This window comes from Paraburkholderia tropica (assembly GCF_914484835.1).
Lineage (GTDB): Bacteria > Pseudomonadota > Gammaproteobacteria > Burkholderiales > Burkholderiaceae > Paraburkholderia > Paraburkholderia tropica_A.
The window spans coordinates 114,091-134,282 of the sequence record NZ_CAJZAR010000077.1 but is presented as its reverse complement, the minus strand read 5'-3'; the positions used below and the strand labels follow the sequence as shown (position 1 = coordinate 134,282).

Annotated in this window: 17 protein-coding genes; 5 read left to right on the top strand and 12 right to left on the bottom strand. The window is 65.0% G+C overall.

What is annotated here, in order from left to right; translation table 11 throughout:
• Positions 1-6 precede the first annotated feature (6 nt).
• The 6 genes from LDO54_RS29010 to LDO54_RS28985 form a co-directional block, all read right to left on the bottom strand.
• Entirely contained in the window at positions 7-795 is a 789-nt protein-coding gene (locus LDO54_RS29010) for a peptidylprolyl isomerase (protein WP_224014491.1), read from the bottom strand.
• 50 nt (positions 796-845) lie between these two features.
• On the bottom strand, positions 846-1,529 hold the full coding sequence (narI, locus tag LDO54_RS29005; protein ID WP_224014490.1) for a respiratory nitrate reductase subunit gamma: 684 nt from the start codon (positions 1,527-1,529) through the stop codon (positions 846-848).
• 70 nt (positions 1,530-1,599) lie between these two features.
• Positions 1,600-2,295, bottom strand: a complete 696-nt coding sequence (gene narJ / locus LDO54_RS29000) for a nitrate reductase molybdenum cofactor assembly chaperone (RefSeq protein ID WP_224014488.1) — start codon at positions 2,293-2,295, stop codon at positions 1,600-1,602.
• Between the two features lies 1 nt (position 2,296).
• Positions 2,297-3,820: a nitrate reductase subunit beta gene (gene narH / locus LDO54_RS28995; protein ID WP_224014485.1), complete on the bottom strand. Its 1,524-nt coding sequence runs from the start codon at positions 3,818-3,820 to the stop codon at positions 2,297-2,299.
• Positions 3,817-7,599 carry a nitrate reductase subunit alpha gene (locus tag LDO54_RS28990; protein WP_224014483.1) on the bottom strand — a complete coding sequence of 1,261 codons (3,783 nt, stop codon included), beginning with the start codon at positions 7,597-7,599 and terminating at the stop codon, positions 3,817-3,819. The genes narH and LDO54_RS28990 overlap by 4 nt, the downstream gene beginning before the upstream one ends.
• 555 nt (positions 7,600-8,154) lie before the next feature.
• Complete coding sequence (locus tag LDO54_RS28985; protein ID WP_224014525.1) at positions 8,155-8,958, bottom strand: helix-turn-helix domain-containing protein; 804 nt, start codon at positions 8,956-8,958, stop codon at positions 8,155-8,157.
• Here LDO54_RS28985 and LDO54_RS28980 point away from each other — a divergent pair.
• From LDO54_RS28980 to LDO54_RS28970, 3 genes are all read left to right on the top strand, one after another.
• The gene (locus tag LDO54_RS28980; RefSeq protein ID WP_224014527.1) at positions 8,842-9,381 is read left to right on the top strand and encodes a hypothetical protein; all 540 of its coding nucleotides are present in this window, start codon (positions 8,842-8,844) and stop codon (positions 9,379-9,381) included. The two genes, LDO54_RS28985 and LDO54_RS28980, sit on opposite strands and share 117 nt — an antisense overlap.
• 248 nt (positions 9,382-9,629) lie before the next feature.
• Positions 9,630-10,061 carry a DoxX family protein gene (locus LDO54_RS28975; RefSeq protein ID WP_224014481.1) on the top strand — a complete coding sequence of 144 codons (432 nt, stop codon included), beginning with the start codon at positions 9,630-9,632 and terminating at the stop codon, positions 10,059-10,061.
• Between the two features lie 43 nt (positions 10,062-10,104).
• Positions 10,105-10,374, top strand: a complete 270-nt coding sequence (locus tag LDO54_RS28970; protein ID WP_224014480.1) for a hypothetical protein — start codon at positions 10,105-10,107, stop codon at positions 10,372-10,374.
• A gap of 130 nt (positions 10,375-10,504) precedes the next feature.
• On the opposite strand, the gene LDO54_RS28965 is transcribed toward LDO54_RS28970, so the two are convergent.
• Together LDO54_RS28965 and LDO54_RS28960 are read right to left on the bottom strand one after the other, a co-directional pair.
• A complete protein-coding gene (locus tag LDO54_RS28965) occupies positions 10,505-11,977 on the bottom strand; it encodes an MFS transporter (protein ID WP_224014478.1) in 1,473 nt (490 codons plus the stop codon).
• Between the two features lie 147 nt (positions 11,978-12,124).
• Positions 12,125-13,426 carry an MFS transporter gene (locus LDO54_RS28960; RefSeq protein ID WP_224014476.1) on the bottom strand — a complete coding sequence of 434 codons (1,302 nt, stop codon included), beginning with the start codon at positions 13,424-13,426 and terminating at the stop codon, positions 12,125-12,127.
• 374 nt (positions 13,427-13,800) lie between these two features.
• Between LDO54_RS28960 and LDO54_RS28955 the strand changes: the two genes are divergently transcribed.
• A complete protein-coding gene (locus tag LDO54_RS28955; protein WP_224014475.1) occupies positions 13,801-14,520 on the top strand; it encodes a response regulator transcription factor in 720 nt (239 codons plus the stop codon).
• A 141-nt stretch (positions 14,521-14,661) separates the two neighbouring features.
• Here the strand turns inward: LDO54_RS28955 and LDO54_RS28950 are convergent, their stop codons facing one another.
• Positions 14,662-14,943 (bottom strand): hypothetical protein, encoded by a 282-nt coding sequence (locus tag LDO54_RS28950; protein WP_224014473.1) that lies wholly within the window; start codon positions 14,941-14,943, stop codon positions 14,662-14,664.
• 184 nt (positions 14,944-15,127) lie between these two features.
• On the bottom strand, positions 15,128-15,460 hold the full coding sequence (locus LDO54_RS28945; RefSeq protein WP_224014471.1) for a hypothetical protein: 333 nt from the start codon (positions 15,458-15,460) through the stop codon (positions 15,128-15,130).
• Between the two features lie 381 nt (positions 15,461-15,841).
• On the opposite strand from LDO54_RS28945, the gene LDO54_RS28940 reads away from it, so the two are divergent.
• Positions 15,842-19,084: a transglycosylase domain-containing protein gene (locus LDO54_RS28940; RefSeq protein ID WP_224014469.1), complete on the top strand. Its 3,243-nt coding sequence runs from the start codon at positions 15,842-15,844 to the stop codon at positions 19,082-19,084.
• Between the two features lie 100 nt (positions 19,085-19,184).
• On the opposite strand, the gene LDO54_RS28935 is transcribed toward LDO54_RS28940, so the two are convergent.
• The gene (locus LDO54_RS28935; protein ID WP_224014467.1) at positions 19,185-19,715 is read right to left on the bottom strand and encodes a glycine zipper family protein; all 531 of its coding nucleotides are present in this window, start codon (positions 19,713-19,715) and stop codon (positions 19,185-19,187) included.
• A gap of 19 nt (positions 19,716-19,734) precedes the next feature.
• The gene (locus tag LDO54_RS28930; protein WP_224014466.1) at positions 19,735-20,124 is read right to left on the bottom strand and encodes a hypothetical protein; all 390 of its coding nucleotides are present in this window, start codon (positions 20,122-20,124) and stop codon (positions 19,735-19,737) included.
• Positions 20,125-20,192: the final 68 nt, after the last annotated feature.

Here is a 20,192-nt window from a genome sequence, read left to right as displayed (position 1 = left end):
GGCGTGTCACTGCACGAGCGGACTCGTGGCCGCGTCGACGGCGGCATGTTCGAGCGTCGCCGCCGAGGCGAGGATCGAGACGTATTGCTGAATCGCCTTGTGGCGTACGCGTTCGGTGAGAAAGCGCGCGATCTCGTCGGCGACCGATTCGAATTCGATGGGCTCGCCCGCCACGCGCTGATCGACGCGCACGAGGTGAAAGCCGAAGCGCGTGCGCACGAGACGCGGCAGCAAGCCCAGTTCGGGACTGTTGAACAGCGCCTGCTCGAATTCGGGCACGGTGTCGCCGCGCGTGAGCTGGCCGAGGCTGCCGCCCACGGCGCCCGACGGGCAGTTCGACAATTCGCGCGCGCGCGCTTCGAACGCGTCCGGCTCGCGCAGCAGCGCGTTGAGCGCGTCTTCGGCCTGATGGCGTTGCAGCGCGAGCGGCACGCGCTCCGTCACGGCGAACAGAATATGACTCGCGTAGACGATCTCGTTGCGCACGAACTGCGAGCCATGCTGCTCGTAATAGCGGCGGCAATCGTCGGGCGTCGGCTCGGGCACGCGCAGTTCGCGCGCGAGCAACGCGTCGAGCGTGTCGTCGTCGAGCGTGGCGTCGGCGTCGATCAGCGCGAGTTCGGCGGCGCGCTGGCGCAGCAGTTCGCGCACCACGAGCGCGCGGCGCGCGGCCAGCGGCGGATCGGGTTCGTCGGCGTGATGGCGGCTTTCCTCGGCAATCGCCGCAGCGGCGATTTCCACGTGATTCACGCGCGCGGCGGGCGCGCTGTCGAGCGTCTGCGGATCGGCGTTCATGGTGTCGGCTCCTGGCGTTCGTGTGGCGTTTGTATGACGCTTGTGTGGCGTTAGCGCTTGCGCACGAGTTGATACGGACGCAGCAGATACGCCACCGAAGCGAGCCCGCTCCAGATATGCACCATGCGCGTGAACGGCGAAACGAGGAAGATCGTGAAGCCGAGCGCGATATGCATCTGATAGACGAGCGGCACGCCGTCGAGCAGCGCCGCGAGATTGCCCTGGAACGTCACCACGCCCTTCACGTAATCGGTGAGCTGTTCGAACATCGCGCCGTCCATGTGATGCGAGGACAGCACGACGGTCATGAGGCCGAGCGCGAGCTGCACCCACAACATCAGCACGATGACGATGTCCCACACCTTGCTGTTGCGGCGGATGCGCGTGTCGCCCAGACGCCGCGCGATCAGCAGCGTGAGCCCGACGATCGCGAACGCGCCCGCGATGCCGCCCGCGACCATCGCGAGCAACTGGTGCATCGACGCGGAAATAAACGGCGCGACCAGCCAGTGCGGCGCGAGAAAGCCCGCGAAATGCCCGGCCACCACGACGAGAATGCCCCAGTGAAACAGGTTGCTGCCGAGGCGCAGCGTGCCGCGCCGCAGCAGTTGCGAGGAGTCGCTTTTCCACGTGTACTGCTCGCGGTCGAAACGCACCAGCGAGCCGAACAGCAGCACCGCGAGGCAGATGTACGGATAGATGCCGAACAGGAACTGATGGAAATAGTGGCCCATGACTGATCCTTTCCAGGTGTGACGTGTCGTGCTGCTGTTGCGTGTTTCTCTGGCGGTGACGGCGTGCGCGTCAGCGCGGCGGACGCCGCGCGTGGAATTGCACCGGCGCGACGGCGGGCTGCGCGTTGCCCATGAAGCGCACCGGTTCCTCGCTCCATGCTTCGTCGAGCGCGCTCAAACCTTCGCGGTCGTGCGGCGCGTTGGCGTCGTCGTCGTGGGCTTCGTCGGGCTGGGCGGTGCCGCTGTCGCCCGCGAGCGCGAGCACCGCGCCCATCACATACGCGTAGTGGCTGTTGCGGCGGCTCAGTTCAGCCGTGATCGATTGCACGATGGCCGTGGTTTCGCCGAGCAGCGAGCGCGCTTCGTTTGCTTCGAGCAGCGACAGATATTCGAGGAACACCGGCAGATAATCGGGCAATTGCTCGGGGCCCAGCAGCAGGCCATGGCGCTCGTAGGTCTGCTTCAGATCGATCATCGCCTGGCCGCGATCGCGCGATTCGCCGTGCACGTGCTCGAACAGATGCAGCGAAGTCGCGCGGCCGCGATCGAACAGCGCCACGTAGTTCTCTTGCAGCGAAAGCAGATCGCGCGAGCCGAGATAATCGAAAAAGCGCAGCAGACGTTCGCGCGTTTCGCCGCGCAGCGCGCGTTCGTTTTGCAGATACGCGCGCGCTTCATCGAGCGATTGAATCAGCGTGTCGTCGGGATAGTCGAGACACGCGGCGAGCAGCCGGAACGTGAGGCCGTTGGGGCGGGGCGCGAACATCTCAGATCTCCTGAATCGGAATGTTGCGATGGCCGGATTTCGGCGCGAAGAGGCTCGCCTCGCTGCGTCCATCGGAACAGCCGTTGCCGAACGTGAAGCCGCACGACGAATGCAGATCGAAGGCGTTTTCCGCGTATTCGCGGTGCGTCGTGGGAATCACGAAACGGTCCTCGTAATTCGCAATCGCCAGATAGCGATACATCTCTTCCACCTGATGCAGCGAGAGCCCCGCTTGCGTGAGCACTTGCGTCGCGTCGACGCGATCGACGTGACGCGCGCGCATGAACGCGCGCATCGCGAGCAGCCGTTCGAGCGCGACCTGTACGGGCTGTTCGTCGCCGGCCGTGAGCAGGTTCGCCAGATAGCGCAGCGGAATGCGCAGCGAATGCACGTCGGGCAGCCAGCCGTTCATGCCGAGATCGCCGCTATTGGCGGCCGCGTTGATCGGCGAAAGCGGCGGCACGTACCAGACCATCGGCAGCGTGCGGAACTCGGGATGCAGCGGAAACGCAATGCGCCAGTCGATCGCCATCTTGTAGACCGGCGAGCGTTGCGCGCCGTCGATCCACGAGGCGGGCACGCCGTCGCGTTCGGCTTGCGCGATCACTGCCGGATCGAACGGATCGAGAAACACGTCGAGCTGCGCCTGATACAGATCCTTTTCATTGGCGACGCTCGCGGCTTGCTGAATGCGGTCCGCGTCGTAGAGCATCACGCCGAGATAGCGGATGCGGCCCACGCAGGTTTCCGAGCACACGGTCGGCTGGCCCGCCTCGATGCGCGGATAACAGAAGATGCACTTCTCGGCCTTGCCGCTCTGCCAGTTGTAGTAAATCTTCTTGTACGGGCAGCCGGATACGCACATGCGCCAGCCACGGCACTTGTCCTGATCGATCAGCACGATGCCGTCTTCCTCGCGCTTGTAGATCGAACCCGAAGGACAGGCCGCCACGCACGCCGGATTCAGGCAGTGCTCGCACAGGCGCGGCAAATACATCATGAACGTATTTTCGAACTGACCGTAAATCTCTTTCTGCACGTTCTCGAAGTTGTAATCCTTCGAGCGCTTTTCGAATTCGCCGCCGAGAATTTCTTCCCAGTTCGGCCCCCATTCGATTTTCTCCATGCGCTCGCCGCTTACCAGCGAACGCGGCCGCGCGACCGGCGTGGCCTTCGTATTGCCCGCTTCCTGCAAATGCGCGTAATCGAACGTGAACGGCTCGTAGTAGTCGTCGATTTCCGGCAGATGCGGATTCGCGAAAATCTGCGCGAGCAAGCGCCACTTGTTGCCCAGACGCGGCTCGATCTTGCCGTCGGCTTTACGCACCCAGCCGCCGCGCCAGCGCTCCTGATTTTCCCAATCCTTCGGATAGCCGATGCCCGGCTTCGTTTCGACGTTGTTGAACCACGCGTATTCCATGCCTTCGCGGCTCGTCCAGACGTTCTTGCAAGTGACCGAACACGTATGGCAGCCGATGCATTTATCGAGGTTCAGCACCATGGCGATCTGCGCGCGCACCTTCATGACGTTTCTCCTTCGCGAACGACGGGCGGCAAGGCGCCCACGGGCGTTTCTTCGCCATCGAGCCAGTCGACGTTCTTCATCTTGCGGACGATGAGAAACTCGTCGCGATTCGACCCGACCGTGCCGTAGTAATTGAAGCCGTAAGCCAGTTGCGCGTAGCCGCCGATCATGTGGGTGGGCTTGAGCGAAATGCGCGTGACCGAGTTGTGAATGCCGCCGCGCGTGCCGGTGATTTCCGAGCCCGGCGTATTCACGATTTTTTCCTGCGCGTGATACATCATCACCATGCCGCGCGGAATGCGCTGGCTCACCACGGCGCGCGCGCACAAGGCGCCGTTCGAGTTGTAGCACTCGATCCAGTCGTTATCGACCACGCCGATCTGCTGCGCGTCCTGCTCGGAAATCCACACGATCGGACCGCCGCGCGAGAGCGTGAGCATCAGCAGATTGTCGGTGTAGGTGCTGTGAATGCCCCACTTCTGATGCGGCGTGATGAAGTTCAGCGCGATCTCGGGATTGCCGTTCGAACGCGAACCGACCATGTGTTCGTAACTGCCCGTGTCGATGGGCGGTTTATAGACACACAGCGCCTCGCCGAATGCGCGCATCCATTCGTGGTCCTGATAAAGCTGCTGTCTGCCGCTGAGCGTGCGCCAGGGAATCAACTCGTGCACGTTCGTATAACCGGCGTTGTACGACACATGTTCCGATTCGATGCCGCTCCAGGTGGGCGACGAAATGATCTTGCGCGGCTGCGCCTGGATATCGCGGAAGCGGATCTTTTCGTCGGCGCGCGCTTCGGCCAGATGCACGTGCTGAATGCCGGTGATCTTGCTGAGCGCTTCCCACGCTTTCACCGAGACTTCGCCGTTGGTTTCGGGCGCGAGCGAGAGAATGGTTTCGGCGGCGTCGATCGCGGATTCGATGCGCGGGCGGCCGGCGGCGTCGCCGAATGCGGGCTCGTTCGCGTAACGATAGTTCAGATCGCCGAGCTGGTTCACTTCGTCCTGCGTGTTCCAGCTGATGCCCTTGCCGCCGTTGCCGAGCTTGTCCATGAGCGGGCCGAGCGAGGTGAAGCGGTGATAGGTCTCGGGATAATTGCGCTCGACCACGGCCACGGTCGGCATGGTCTTGCCCGGCACCGGCTCGCATTCGCCGCGCTTCCAGTCGGCCACGCCGAACGGCTGCGCGAGTTCGCCCGGACCGTCGTGCGCGATGGGCGAGAGCACCACGTCGCGCTCCACGCCCAGATGCCCGACGCTCAATTCCGAAAAGCGCTTCGCGATGCTCTTGAAGATTTCCCAGTCGCTTTTCGCCTGCCACGAAGGATCGACGGCGGCCGAGAGCGGGTGAATGAACGGATGCATGTCCGAGGTGTTCATGTCGTCCTTCTCGTACCACGTGGCCGTGGGCAGCACGATGTCCGAATACATGCAGGTCGTGGACATGCGGAAATCGAGCGTGCAGAGCAGATCGAGCTTGCCGCGCGGCGCTTCGTCGTGCCAGACGATTTCCTCGGGATGCGGCGCGCCTTGCTTCGACATTTCCTCGCCCTGCACGCCGTTGGTCGTGCCGAGCAGATGCTTGAGGAAATACTCGTGGCCCTTGCCCGACGAGCCGAGCAGATTCGAGCGCCACACGAACAGGTTGCGCGGGAACGCGGACGGATCGTCGGGGTCTTCGCAGGCGAGCTTGAGGCTGCCGTCCTTGAGGCTCGCGGCAACGCTCGCGCCCGCTTGCGCCGCGTCGCCGATCGTGCGTCCGAGATCGAGCGGATTGCGCTTCAGTTGCGGCGCGGAAGGCAGCCAGCCCATGCGTTCCGCGCGCACGTTGTAGTCGATCGGCGCGCCGTGATACGCCGATTTATCCGCGAGCGGCGAGAGCAGGTCGGTCGGATTCATCGGGTCGTAGCGCCACTGGTCGGTGTGCGCATAGAAGAACGAGGTCGCGTTCATCTGGCGCGGCGGACGGCTCCAGTCGAGCGCGAACGCGAGCGCGGTCCAGCCCGTTTGCGGACGCAGCTTTTCCTGGCCCACGTAATGCGACCAGCCGCCGCCCGACTGGCCCACGCAGCCGCACATCACCAGCATGTTGATGATGCCGCGGTACGCCATGTCCATATGGAACCAGTGATTGATGCCCGCGCCGATGATGACCATCGACTTGCCCTCGGTCTTGTCGGCGTTCTCGGCGAACTGGCGCGCGACGTTGATCACGTCCGCGCGCTTCACGCCGGTGATCGCTTCCTGCCAGGCGGGCGTGTAGGGCACGTCGTCGTCGTAGCTGTGCGCGACGTCCTTGCCGCCGAGGCCCTGATCGAGCCCGTAGTTCGCCACGAACAGGTCGTAGACGGTCGCGACGATCCGCTCGCCTTCGCGCGTGGCCACGCGGCGCACGCCGATGCGGCGTGAGAGGATCGACTGGTGCTCCGTATGCGCGAAGTGCGCGTGCGCGACGTTGCCGAAGTAGGGGAACGCGACGTCCACCACGTCGTCGTGACCCGCGACGAGCGAGAGCGCGGGCGTGAGCGGCTCGCCCTGGGCGTTTTCCTCGCGCAGATTCCATTTGCCGAGATCGCCGCCCACCTGCTGGCCCCAGTGGAAGCCCGCCGATCCAGCCGGCACGGCGAACGCGCCGTTCGCGGAATCGATCACCACGGTTTTCCAGTCGGGATTGTTGGACTGGCCGAGCGAGTCGGCGAAGTCGGAGGCGCGCAGATAGCGGTCGGGCACGTACTGGCCGTCGCGCTCGACGAGCGTGACGAGGCACGACATGTCGGTGAAGCGGCGGCAGTAATCGGCGAAATATGCGCTCTTGCCCGCGAGGTGATATTCCTTGAGGATCACGTGGCCCATCGCGAGCGCGAGCGCCGCGTCGGTGCCTTGCTTCGGATGCAGCCAGATGTCGCCGAACTTCGCGCCTTCCGCGTAATCGGGAAAGATCGACACGATCTTCGCGCCGCGATAACGCGCTTCGACCATGAAGTGCGCGTCGGGCGTGCGCGTTTGCGGCACGTTCGACCCCCACATCATGATGAAGGTGGAGTTGTACCAGTCCGCCGATTCGGGCACGTCGGTCTGCTCGCCCCAGGTTTGCGGCGAGGCGGGCGGCAGGTCGCAATACCAGTCGTAGAACGAGAGGCACACGCCGCCGATCAGCGAGAGATAACGCGAGCCCGCCGCATACGAGACCATCGACATGGCGGGAATGGGCGAGAAGCCGATCACGCGGTCGGGGCCGTGGCGCTTGACCGTGTGCACGTTCGCGGCGGCCACGATCTCCGTGACCGCGGCCCAGTCGGCGCGCACGAAACCGCCGAGTCCGCGACGCGATTGATAACTTTTGCGCGCGGCTTCGTCGTCGACGATGGCGGCCCAGGCGTCCACCGGACCGAGCGTGCGGCGCTTCTCGCGCCACAGCTTGACGAGCGCGCTGCGCACGAGCGGGTACTTGAGACGGTTTGCGCTGTAGAGGTACCACGAGTACGACGCGCCGCGCGAGCAGCCGCGCGGTTCGTGATTGGGCATGTCGGGGCGCGTGCGCGGATAGTCGGTCTGCTGCGTTTCCCACGCGACGATGCCGCCTTTCACATAGATTTTCCACGAGCACGAGCCGGTGCAGTTCACGCCGTGCGTGGAGCGCACGATCTTGTCGTGCGCCCAGCGCGTGCGATAGGCGTCTTCCCACTTTCGGTCTTCGTCTGTGACGGCGCCGTGTCCGTCTGCGAACTGTGGTCTCGCGGTCGTGAAATAACGCAGACGATCCAGAAAATGGCTCATGACACCTCCAGACAACCCGTGGGGACAGGCTTATTTAAGAATATGCGGCTTAACAAGTAAAGCTAATGCATCAAATGTTAATTGACGCTTCTTGCCGAATGCGGACGTCGAGAAGGTATCGAGATATAAATCAAAAGAAGTGCGTGGAGGCATTGTGCATGAGGCGTTATTTGTGTGTATGCAGTTTGTCCTGGAAGACGTTATGTATCGTCTCGTTATATTTGTGTGGGAATATCGTATCGAATGGAAATGTTTGATTTTTTTATCTGAAATGAATACGTTCCGTCGTCGAAATGTCCTTTGTTTACCGGGTATTTCGGCGCGATCAGTGTATGAAAGGCGTTTTTAATATTCGCCAGAATCGCGTTGAAATGATCTAAAGCTTCGGTGCGGGTTTTGCAACGGATGCGCGGCGTAGCGTCGCGCGGGATTTACATCGGCGAAAGAAAGGGATTGGCGGGCGTGGATCTGAACAAGGCAATTGAAGCGCGATTTCCAGGGTGAACCGGCGCCGGGAATGTGTCAATTGCAATCGCGTGATGCGTTAATTGGCTTTTAATTGCGCTGCGCCTGCAATGCCCGGGCCGTGGATTCATCGGCGGGGAAAAACGCTTCAATCGCCAACTCGGAGAGCGTGATATCGACGGGCGTGCCGAACACGGTCGTGGTGCTGTAGAACGCGAGGTCGCCGAGCGCGGTGCGCACGTGCAAGGGCACTGCGATGTGATGCTGGATCGGTTCGACCGTCGCGTGACCCGCTTGCGGCGGCGCGGGATACGCGGCGAGTTCGTCGTGCAGCGCGGCGAGCGCCGGGTCCGCGCTCGCGTCGATCTGCCGTTGCAGGCGCGCGAGCAGATGCGCGCGCCACGCGTGCCAGTTGAGAATGCGCGGCGCGATGCCGTCGGGATGCAGCGAGAGGCGCAGCGCATTCACGGGCGCGGCCAGCAGCGCGGGCGAGGCGTTGCCGACGAGCGGCGCGAGCGCATCGTTGGCGGCCACGATGTTCCAGTGTCGATCGACCGCGAGAGCGGGATAAGGCGCGTGAGCGTGCAGCACGAGTTCGACCGCTTCGCGCGCGGCGGCCAGTTGCGGATCATCGAGCGCGCGTTCGCGATAGAGCGGCGCGTAGCCGGCCGCAACGAGCAGCGCGTTGCGCTCGCGTAGCGGCACGTCGAGACGCTCGGCGAGATGCATCACCATTTCGCGGCTCGGCAAGGCGCGTCCCGATTCCACGAAACTCAGATGACGCGTGGAAATCTCCGCTTCGGTCGCGAGCAGCAACTGGCTCATGCGCCGGCGCTGCCGCCATTCGCGCAACAGTTCGCCGACGCCGCGGCGCAGGTCGCTGGAAGCCGGCATGGCGAGTTGAGACGTGAACCGGGGCGCGGGCGTGTTCATGGCGCCGATTCTAGCGAAATCACGACGTCGCGCGATTACCTCAGACGTAATGAACGTGCCGCCTGCGTGCGATTCTTTTTTTGTCGGGGCGGCGATGCGGGCATCATGGGAATCCCGCGTGTATCGACGCGTCCGGTGTGCGCACAAGCCACTTATCGCTGTGCGTTCGATCGCCTAGAATGCAATTTCACTTTCGTGCTGGCGGCATGGCGGGAGAAGGCCATGAGGGAAACGGTTGTCGCTTATCTGCTGGGTCCGGCCGTGATGGTGCTCATTTGCGCCGCCATGTGGGCCGCGTCGCGCCATCATCGCGGCGGATTCGAGGCGCGTGTCACGCGCTGGCTCGACGCGCATCGAGGACACGGCATCCGTCATAAGCATTGAGTGTGCCAGCGTGCCGGCATGATGGCGCAACGGCCGCGCATTCTTCAGCAGATTGCGGGCGCTTGCGAAAATTGCGGGTATACGCGCATGGCATCGGCCGCACGCCCATTCTTCAGTCCACGCCATTTGAGTGGCAGTCCGAATTAATTCGCGCGCTGCCGCGCTCCGGCCGTATCGGGTCTGTCCCGTATGCGGGGAACTGTATGACAGGACAGGTGTCACTGCCATATTGCGAAACGGAGCCTTCCATGACACGACCCGCTGATTCCCTGATCATTTTCATCGCCCGCATCCTGCTCGCGATCCTGTTTTTGTGGGGCGGCGCCATGAAACTGCTGGGTTATGCGGGCTTTGTCGGCTACCTGCATTCGCGCGGCGTGCCGTATGTGCAGGTCGCCGCGCCCGTGGTGATCGCGGTCGAACTGCTCGGCTCGCTCGCACTGATCTTCGGCGTGCGCATGCGTGCCATCGCGTTCTTGCTGGCCGTGTACGCTATCGTCACGGCCGTGCTCGGGCATGACTTCTGGAACTTCACCAATGCCGCGCAGCAGCAGGAAGCGGCCGTGCACTTCTGGAAGAACGTCGCCATTGCCGGCGGATTTTTGCTGCTCACGGTAACGGGCGCGGGACGTGCTTCTATCGATGGAATGCGCGCGCCGCGCGGCGGCCTGCGAGGCTGAGCGCCGCGCCGCGACCCGATCCCCTGAACGCAAGGAGCCGGCTTTGATCCAGAACTTCGATTTCAACGTGGGCGGCACGACCGGGCAATTCTGCGCGAGCCTGGCCGAGGACGGCACGCGCCGCGTGCTGATCAGCGCCGCCGATACGGCCAAGACCCTCGTGATCCTCGACGCGTCCGGTTTGCTCGGCGCGCTCAAGGCCGAACTCGAGGAGCCCGAGCAGTTGGTCGCCCACGCGATCCGCAAGGCGCAGAGCGAGGGACTGATCGCGCGCGCGCTCGCGACGGGCGAGATTCAGGAGACGTCGCTCTAGCGAGTCTTTGCGTTTGCGTGTCCGCGCGTGCTGGCGTCGGTGCGCCTTGTCACGCGTGCGTCATGCGGGATTTTCTCATCGCTACCGCGCCGCCAGGCGTTTGCCTTCGCGGCGCGTCCTTCTCTTTCGATCAGCGCGATGCCTTCATGCGCGTCGCCGTTTCAGCGGCGGCAGGCGGCGCGTGGGCGGCGTCCGCGCGCACGAACCACGCGAGCGCCGCCGCGATCAGCAGCAGGATCGCCGAAATCGCCGCGTCGGCATGCAGGCCGCTCACGACCTGCGCCGCCGCGCCGCTGCCCGTGAGCGCGCCGAACGCCGCCACGCCTACCGCGCCGCCCGCCTGACGCGCCGTGTTCAGCAGCGCCGAGGCCGTGCCCGCGCGCGCCGGTTCGACCGAAGAGAGCACCGTTGTCGTCATGGCGGGGACGGCGAGGCCCATCCCCGACGGAATCAGCAGGAACGCGGCCAGCAGCGCGATCAAGGGCGTGCCCGCATCGACGGGCATCAGCAGCGCGTAGCCGAGCCCCGCGACCAGCGCGCCGCCGATCATCGGCAAACGCGTGCCGAAACGCGCGACCACGTGGCCGCTCGCGATATTCGAGAGCAGGAAGCCGCCCGTGAGCGGGATGAACGTGAGGCCGGCCTGCAACGGCGTCTGGCCGCGCGCGTGCTGGAGAAACAGCGCGAGCACGAACACCGTGCCGTAGTAGGTGAGGTTCACGCAGACACCGAACAGCACCGACGCGCTGAAATTACGGTTGCGCAGCAGGCCGAGCGGCAGCATCGGCGAAGCGATGCGCGCTTCGAGCATCACGAACGCCACGCCCGCGATCAGCGCGAGCGCGAACCCGCCCGAGACCGCCCAGTGCGAGAAGCCGAGCGGCCGCCATTCGATCACCGCGCCCGTGAACGCCGTGAGCGCGACGATGGCGAGCAACTGGCCGCGCAGATCGAGGCTGCGTGCGGTGGCGTTTGTGCCGGATGCCGGCGCTGGCTCGCGGCGCGGCGCGGGAATCCAGAGCAGCGTGGCGGCCAGCCCGGCGGCGCACAGCGGCAGATTCACGAGAAAGATGCTGCGCCAGCCGAACGCCGCGATCAGCAGGCCGCCCGCGACCGGCCCGGCGGCGATCGAGATCGCCCCGGCGGCGGTCCAGAAACCCACGGCGCGTGCCCTCAGCGTGCGCTCGTGACGGCAGGCCTCGTTGAGCAGCGCGAGCGAGTTCGGCAGCATCGCGGCGGCGCCCGCGCCTTGCAACGCACGCGCGGCGATCAGCAAGGCCGGATCGGCGGCGAGCCCGCAGGCCAGCGAGGCGAGCGCGAACACCACCAGCCCGGCCGCGTAGAGACGGCGCGCGCCATAGCGGTCGCCGAGCACGCCGCCGGACAGCATCAGCACGGCGAAGGCGAGCGTATAGGCATCGACGATCCATTGCAGCCGCGCGATGTTGGCGTGCAGATCGGTGGCGATGCGCGCGAGCGCGATATTGACGATGGTGACGTCGAGCTGCGTCACGACGAAGCCCACGCTCACGGTGGCGACGATGCGGGCGAGCGCCGGCGTGAAGCGCGCGGGCGGGGCGGAGGGGGAATGGGCGGGTTTCATGCGACTCATGGTAGGCCGCGTGAGGGCGTCGACGTTTCGGGTTGAGACGAAACGTCGGCGCATGTTCCAGTCCCGCGCCCGGCGCCAATAAAAATGGCGCCGTATCGCGAACGATAGGGCGCCACGGCGCGGTTTTTCAGGGCGCGATCAGCGCGTGCGCACCGGATCCTTGAAGAACAGCGTGGTCAGCGCGCCCAGCACGCAGATCGCGGCCACGTAATACGGCGGCGCGAGCGGCTCGGACTTCATCAGCAGCGCGACGACGATCGGCGTGAGGCCGCCGAACACCGCGTAAGCGACGTTGTACGAGAACGAGATGCCCGAGAAGCGCACCACGGCCGGGAACGCGTTGACCATCACGAACGGCACCGCGCCGATCGTGCCGACCAGCAGGCCCGCGATCGCGTAGAGCGGCATCAGCAGCGAGCTGTCGACCGCGAGCTGGCGGAACAGCGTGTAATAGGCGATGGCCAGCGCCACGCCGCCGATCGCCAGCACGCGGCGCGCGCCGAAGCGGTCCGCGAGCGCGCCCGCGCTCACGCAGCCGACGGTGAGGAACAGCGTCGCGACGCAGTTGGCGAGCAGCGTGGTGGTGGCGTCGAGATGGAACTGCTTCTGCAGCAGCGGCGGCGTCATCAGGATCACGACGACGATGGCCGCCGAGAGCATCCACGTGAGCAGCATCGAGACGATCACGGCGCGGCCATGGTCGCGCAGCACGGCCTTGAGCGGCACTTCGTCGGCGAGCGACTTGCGCGCCTGCATCTCCGCGAACACGGGCGTTTCGTGCAGCCACTGGCGCAGATACACCGAGAACAGGCCGAACACGCCGCCGATCAGGAACGGCACGCGCCACGCCCACGCCGAGATTTCGGCGGGCGCGAAATGATGATTCACCGCCGCCGCGATCAGCGAGCCGAGCAGGATGCCGAAGGTCAGACCCGCCGTGAGCGTGCCGCACGCGTAGCCGATATGGCGGCTCGGCACGTGCTCGGAGACGAACACCCACGCGCCCGGCACCTCGCCGCCGACGGCCGCGCCTTGCAGCACGCGCAGCGCGAGCAGCAGCACGGGGGCGAATACGCCGATCGTCGCGTAGGTCGGCAGGCAGCCCATCGCGAGCGTCGGCAGCGCCATCAGCAGGACGGAGAGCGTGAACATGCGCTTGCGGCCGAGCAGGTCGCCGAAGTGCGCCATGACGATGCCGCCGAGCGGACGCGCCAGATAACCGGCCGCGAAAATGCCGAAGGTTTGCAGCTGGCGCAGCCAGTCGGGAATCGCCGCTGGAAAGAACAGCTGGCCGATGGCCGGTGCGAAGAACACGAAGATGATGAAGTCGTAGAACTCGAGCGCGCCGCCGAGTGCGGCAAGGCCGAGCGTTTTGTAGTCGCTGCGCGTGAGCGCGCGCGCCGGTGCGCTCGCCTGAGCGCCCAGATCCGTAGCTTGCATGTCCGAAAACCGAGAAGTTGTTTTGGGCCGTGGGACGGCACGTCTTTTGGCTTCACCGGCAGGCGCGCGGGTGGCGCGGCGGGCGGCGGCGGTCGGGCGCGGATCGCGGGTGCCTGATAGGCACAAGGAACGGGAAACGGCGCGCGGCTCCGGGTAGGGCGCGCGCCGACGCAGACCAATCCGCGATTTTACAGTAAGCCGACGATGCGCCCGGCATCGGACTCTGGAGGATTCCTGTCAGGTTTGGTGGTGTCGTCGTAGGAATGCGGCCCGTTGTTGCGCAATTCGGGCGCAATTCGGACTCCTCTGATGGGCGGCCTTTGCAATTCTCCACAGAATTGCGCCCAGGTTGTTTGTCCAAGAGAGGTGTCTTCATGCGTATCGCGATTCTCCAGCGCGACCCCGTCCAGCGCGCGCAGATCGAGCGGGTGCTCGGGCAAAGTGGGCATGCGTGCATGCCGTTCAGCGACGGCATTTCGCTGGCCAAGGCGCTCGCCGCTTCCACCGTCGACATGCTGGTGCTCGACTGGCAAGGCACGCGGCTGTCGGGCACGGAGCTGCTGAAGACGGTCCGCGCGATCAACGGCAATCAGATCCCGGTGCTGTTCGCCTCGGAAGACACGTCCGACGACAGCGTGCTGCGCGCCTTTTCCGTGGGCGCCGACGACTACGTGAGCCTGCCGGTGTGTCCGTCGGTGTTCCGCGCGCGCGTGAATGCGCTGCTGCGGCGCGCGTTTCCCGACCGCTTCGACAACGTGACGCTCGACGCCGGCCCGTATCGTTTCGACATGCGCCGTCAGGCCGTCACGGTGCGCGGCAAGAGTGTGGAGCTGTCGGGCACGCAGTATCGGCTGGCTTCGCTGTTCTTTGCGAACGTCGGGCGCGTGCTGTCGCGCGATCATATTTACGCGATGGTCTGGGGCCGCGAGTTGCAGACGCTCACGCGCACGATCGACAGCCACGTTTCGCGGCTGCGGGTGCTGCTCGACATCGAGCAGCACAACGGCTACCGCTTGCAGCCGGTTTATAAGAGCGGTTATCGCTTGCTGCGTCTACAGGACGACGCCGCGCCGATGGAACGCGAGGCGGCTTAAGCCGCTACCGAATTAGGCCGCCCGAAGCGGGGCGCGGCGGGCAATAAAAAAGGCGGCACGTTATGCGTGCCGCCTTTTTTGTTTGCGCGATCCCGGGCTGTGGGACCGGCGCGGAATCCGTATCGAAACTGTACGTGCGCCTTAACGCGCGAGGCCGAGGCCTTGCAGCACCGCATTGCCTTCGGTCGTGAGGCGGATCTTCGTGGCGCCCGCGGCGACGTCGCCGGGCACCTGCTCCACGAGGCCTGCTTCCTGGAGCATGGCGATCTCGGGTTTGGCGTGCGCGTCGATGGGCGCATGCAACAGCAGCAGCAGCGTGGCGAGCTCGTGATGGCTCAACAACCGGCGCAGGATATTGCGCTTCGCGGGCTTCGCCGGTTGCTCGCTGCTTGCCGCTTGAGTCTTCGAACTGGTCCAGTACACGGGCACCTCCTGCTACGTTGTCTTTCTGGGTGACGCGATGATGCGGACGAAGACTTAAACGATTCTTAAAACCGTCCGCCCAATTGTGTCGCGGTACTACACGGCGTTACGCCCAGTAAGCAGGTGTTAATGCGAGGTGCATAAGCGCTTTCGGTGTTCCGCAGCGCGGACCGCGATTCCAGAATCAGGGTGCGCAGGTCTTGCTCGCGCCCTCAATCCACAGGTTCTTCGCGTGGCGTTTGCCCGCGTAAAAACGATAGGTGGTCGTGCCATTGTCGGCGCGCACCTTGATGACGTTCGAATCGCCGAAGTCGAGCATTTCGCCTTGCGGAAGCGCCGAGGTGCCGAAGCTGGAGCCGTGCCGCGTTGCTTCCACGGTCAGGCAGGAGATCACATCCTGAACCGAGCGGTTGGTCGTGGAGTCGATGACGGGCTGGCCGGAATCCGGGTTGCCCTGAAACCAGGCGCAGGCGCCGAGCGTGAGCGAAAGGGTGAGGGGCACGACAAGCTGCTTCATATTGCTCCTGTTAACCATGTCGGCGATGGGCTGACCGAAGGACCGCCGCAAAGTGAATGACCCAGGGTGAATACCCCAGGTGACTGCCACCAAGGCCGGCGAGCATGGGTGCAAGGCCGCACGCCGCAGCCAGCCAAAAAAGAGCCGAAGATTATATCGGCAGCACGCCGCGTGCCGCTGCGCGCAAGGCAACACAGCGAAGGAAAAATGGCATTCGCGTGACGCAAACCCCCGCGCACGACGTCATAAACAGGCACGTGTGTTGCGGCGATACGACTCGCGCGCCCGATGCGCGACACAGGCGTACACGTTTGATCGCGGCGAGATAGACTACCCGAGAGGTGCACTCCGCAATCTGACGCGACGTCAGGGAGAATAACCATGAGCCGCCCTTCGGTCCGTTTTCCAGTACGTGCCACCGGCACCGCCTCGGTCTGGCGGTGGATCAAATGGGGTTTTATCGTCGCGTTGCTGGCGGCGATCGTGATCCTCGCGCGAATCGTGCAGATCGAGATCGACACCTCGCGATTGCAGGCGCGCTATCTCTCCGAACTCACGCGCGATATCGGTTTTACCGTCGAGAACGGGCCGAGCCACAGCGTTCGCTTTCCCACCACGAACGGTCCCTACGACACGCGGCTCGGCTACGCCCAGTTGCCCATGTTCACCGACCGGCTCGCGCAGCGCGGCTTCACGATCGCTTCCCAGGCGCGCGATTCGGAACGCATGATTTCGCTGGCCGATCAGGGCCTGTTTCTGCCGTATGAGGAAAAGGATCAGGCCGGCATCGTGCTGCGCGACGTGAACGGCGCGACGCTGTTCCACACGCGTTATCCGCAGCGCGCCTACGAAAGTTTCGACGCCGTGCCGCCGCTCGTGCGCGACTCGCTCCTGTTCATCGAAGACAAATACCTGCTCGCCTACGATCAGCCGAACCGCAATCCTGCTATCGACTGGGGGCGATTTAGCCGTGCGCTCGTCGATCAGGGCGCGCGGCTCGTCAATCGCCATCAGCAGACGCCGGGCGGCAGCACGCTCGCCACGCAGATCGAGAAGTTTCGCCATTCGACCGGCGGGCGCACTTCGACGCCGCCCGAGAAACTGCGCCAGATCGCGTCCGCTTCCGTGCGCGCGTATCTCGACGGGCCGCAGACCATGCCCGCGCGTCAGCAGATTCTCGTTCACTATCTGAATTCGGTGCCGCTCGCGGCGAAGGCGGGCATCGGCGAAGTCAACGGCATCGGCGACGGGCTGGCGGCCTGGTATGGACGCGATTTCCGCGACGTGAACCGCGTGCTGCGCGAGCCGATTTCGAGCGCGACGCTCGACGAACAGGCGCTCGCGTTCCGCCAGGTGCTGTCGCTGCTGATCGCGCAACGCGCGCCCACGTATTTCCTGCAAAAGAACCACGACGCGCTCGCGAAGCTCACCGACAGCTACCTGCGTCTGCTCGCGAACGGCGGCGTGATCTCGCCGCAGTTGCGCGACGCCGCGCTCGCCACGCAACTGACGCTCGACCGCTCGAAGCCCGCGCCGCGCCCGGCGGTGTCCTACGTGGACCGCAAGGCCGTGCTCACGCTGCGCACGCAGCTGATGCAGGCGCTCGGCCTGAAGACGCTCTACGATCTCGACCGCCTCGACCTGACCGCGACCGCCACGCTCGACGACGGCGTGCAGCAGGCCGTGAGCGACCGGCTCGCCGACGCCGCGACCAAGGACGGCGCGCGCGCGGCGGGACTCGTCGGCTTCGAGATGCTGCGCCCCGCCGACGATCCGTCGAAGATCGCCTACAGCTTCACGCTGTTCGAGCGGCGCGGCGGCGAAAATCTCGTGCGCGTGCAAACCGACAGCGTGAACCAGCCGTTCGACATCAACTCGGGCGCGCGCCTGAATCTGGGCTCGACGGCGAAGCTGCGCACCATCATCACGTATCTGCAGATCGTGAGCGCGCTGCACGCGAAGTACGCCGATCAGGACGCGAAGACGCTGCGCGCGGAACTCGCGCAAACGGACCCGAGCGATGCGCTCACGCGCTGGGCGCTCGATTATCTGTCGAAGACTTCGGACCGCACACTGCCCGCGATGCTCGAAGCGGCCGTGGAGCGCAAATACTCGGCGAATCCGGGCGAAACCTTCTACACGGGCGGCGGCGCGCAGAGCTTCAACAACTTCGAGTCGAGCGACAACGGCTCGATCCTCACCTTGCACCGCGCATTCCAGCATTCCGTGAATCTCGTGTTCGTGCGGCTGATGCGCGACATCGTTCACTACGAGATGATTCAGACCACCGGGCCGCCCGCCACGTGGCTTGAGGATCCCGCGGTGCGCAGCCGCTTCCTCACGCAGTTCGCCGATGGCGAAAGCCAGGTCTACATGAAGCGCTTCTACTCGCGCTATCAAGGCAAGAGCGACGACGAAGCGCTGCAGATCCTGCTTCAGCACACGCGCAAGGGCCCGGCGCGGATCGCGACCGTGCTGCGCAGCACGAACCCGGACGGCACGCTCGCGTGGTTCGACACGCAGATGCGCGCGCAACTGAAGAACACGAAGTTCCAGTGGCTCGACGACGAAGATCTCGCGAAGTACTACGACAAGTACGCGATCGACAAATTCAACCTCAACGATCGCGGCTATATCGCGGGCATTCATCCGCTCGAATTGTGGCTGCTGCTGTATCGGCGCTCGCATCCCGATGCGACGCTCGCGCAGGTGCAGCAAGCGAGCCGCGACACGCGCCTGTACACGTACAAGTGGCTGTTCAAGACGAAGTACCACGCGACCCAGGACCGGCGCATCCGCCGCATGATCGAACTGCGCGCGTATGACTCGATCGGCAAGTCGTGGCGCGCGCTTGGCTATCCGTTCGACAACATCACGCCGTCGTATGGCGCGGCGATCGGCGCATCGGGCGACCGGCCTTCGGCGCTCGCGTATCTGATCGGCCTCGTGTCGAGCGACGGCCAGAAGCTGCCGACGCATAGCTTCGAATCGCTCGACTTCGCGCGCGGCACGCCGTACGAAACGCGCTTCGTGCATACGTCCACGCCACCGCAGCCGCTGATTTCGCCGGAGGTTTCGAAGGTGGTGCGTGAGCTGCTCACGTCGGTGGTGGAGGGCGGCACGGCCAGACGTCTCGCCGATGGCATGACCTTCCCGGACGGCAAGAAGCTCGACGTCTACGGCAAGACCGGCACGGGCGATCAGCGCTTCAACGTTTATGCGCCGGGCGCGCGGCTGATCGAGTCGCGGAAGGTGAACCGCAGCGCCACGTTCGTGTTCGTGATCGGCAATCGTTTCTACGGCACGATGACCGCGTGGGTGCACGAGCCGTATGCGGCGCGCTATACGTTCACGAGCGCGCTTTCGGTGCAGCTGCTCAAGTCGCTCGCGCCGGTGCTGCAACCCTTGCTCGAAGATCAGGACGCGCCCGACGGCAAGCTCAAGGCCGCGACGGGATCGCAGGACATGACGCTGATCGATCCGCAAACGGGCGCGATGCAGCACGTGAGTCTGTCGTTGTTGAAGGCGGGGCTGGATTCGGCTGCGAATCCGGGCTGGACGAGCACGATGCCGGGAGTTTATTCGGATGCCGAATCAATCGCGGCGAAGGTCGCCGGGAAGTGAGTTCGCGCTGCGTGCTTTCGTGAGTGTTCTTCGATAAAAAACGCGCCCATACGGGCGCGTTTTTCTTGGTGCCGTCGATGCGCTTGCGAGCGCGATAACGTCAGTACGCACCATCCGCCGGGGGCGGCGGGGAGCCCGGCGGAGGCGGCGGCAGATAACGCTGCTGCGGTTGCGCCTGCGTCTGATACGGCTGCTGCGTCTGCATGCGGCCCGCGACCGGAATGCGGTTGCCGTTGCCGTACATGCACTGGAGATACGCGTAGTCGTAGCGGCGCTGCACGTCGTAGGCCGAGCCTTGCACGTTGCCCATGCCGACGGCGCTGCCCGCGAGCAGGCCCGCGCCCGCGCCGATGGCCGCGCCCTGGCCGCCGCCGAACGCCGCGCCCGCTGCCGCGCCGAGCGCGGTGCCGACCACGGCGCTGCCCACGCCCGCATTCGTCGCGGCCTGATTGGTCGCGCCGCCGCCGACCTGCTGGAAGGCGAACTGGCGGCAGTTGTAGTCGTCGTTGCGGAACTGGTCGAAGGTCTTGCCGGTGCCGGGCAGCGCCATCACGCTCGGGCCGGTCGGCACCACGGCGCACGCGCTCAGGAGCCCCGCCGCGGCAAGCACCGCGAGATAAGTCGATTTCATGTGCAGCTCGTTGGGTGAGTTAGTTCGAAGGGGCCACCTGGGCGGGCACCGAGCGCCAGCCCGACGCGCATTGCTTCACGTACGGGTAGTAGGTCTTGGAGGCGTCGCAGTAGTACCACGTGTCGCCGTTCTGGCCGGCGGCGACCCCGTTCGGGCCGTCGGCGGGACCTTGCTGGTAGACCGCGTCCGGGTCGCCTGGTTGGCCTTGCTCGACGTAGTCGGGCGGCGGCGGAGGCGGCGGCGTGACGATGACGGGCGGCGGGCCGTAGTAATAGGGCACGGGTGCGACGGGGTAGTAGTACGGCACGCCGCCGCCGATGAACACGCCGACGTGCGCCGCGTTCGCCGCGCCGCTCACGCAGGCGATGGCGGTCACGGCAGCCCCGAGAATCAATTTCGACCTTCTCACAACGATCTCCAGTACGGATGGTCCCGGGCCGGTCAGCCCGCGCATGGTGAGACGCTATGACAACGCGG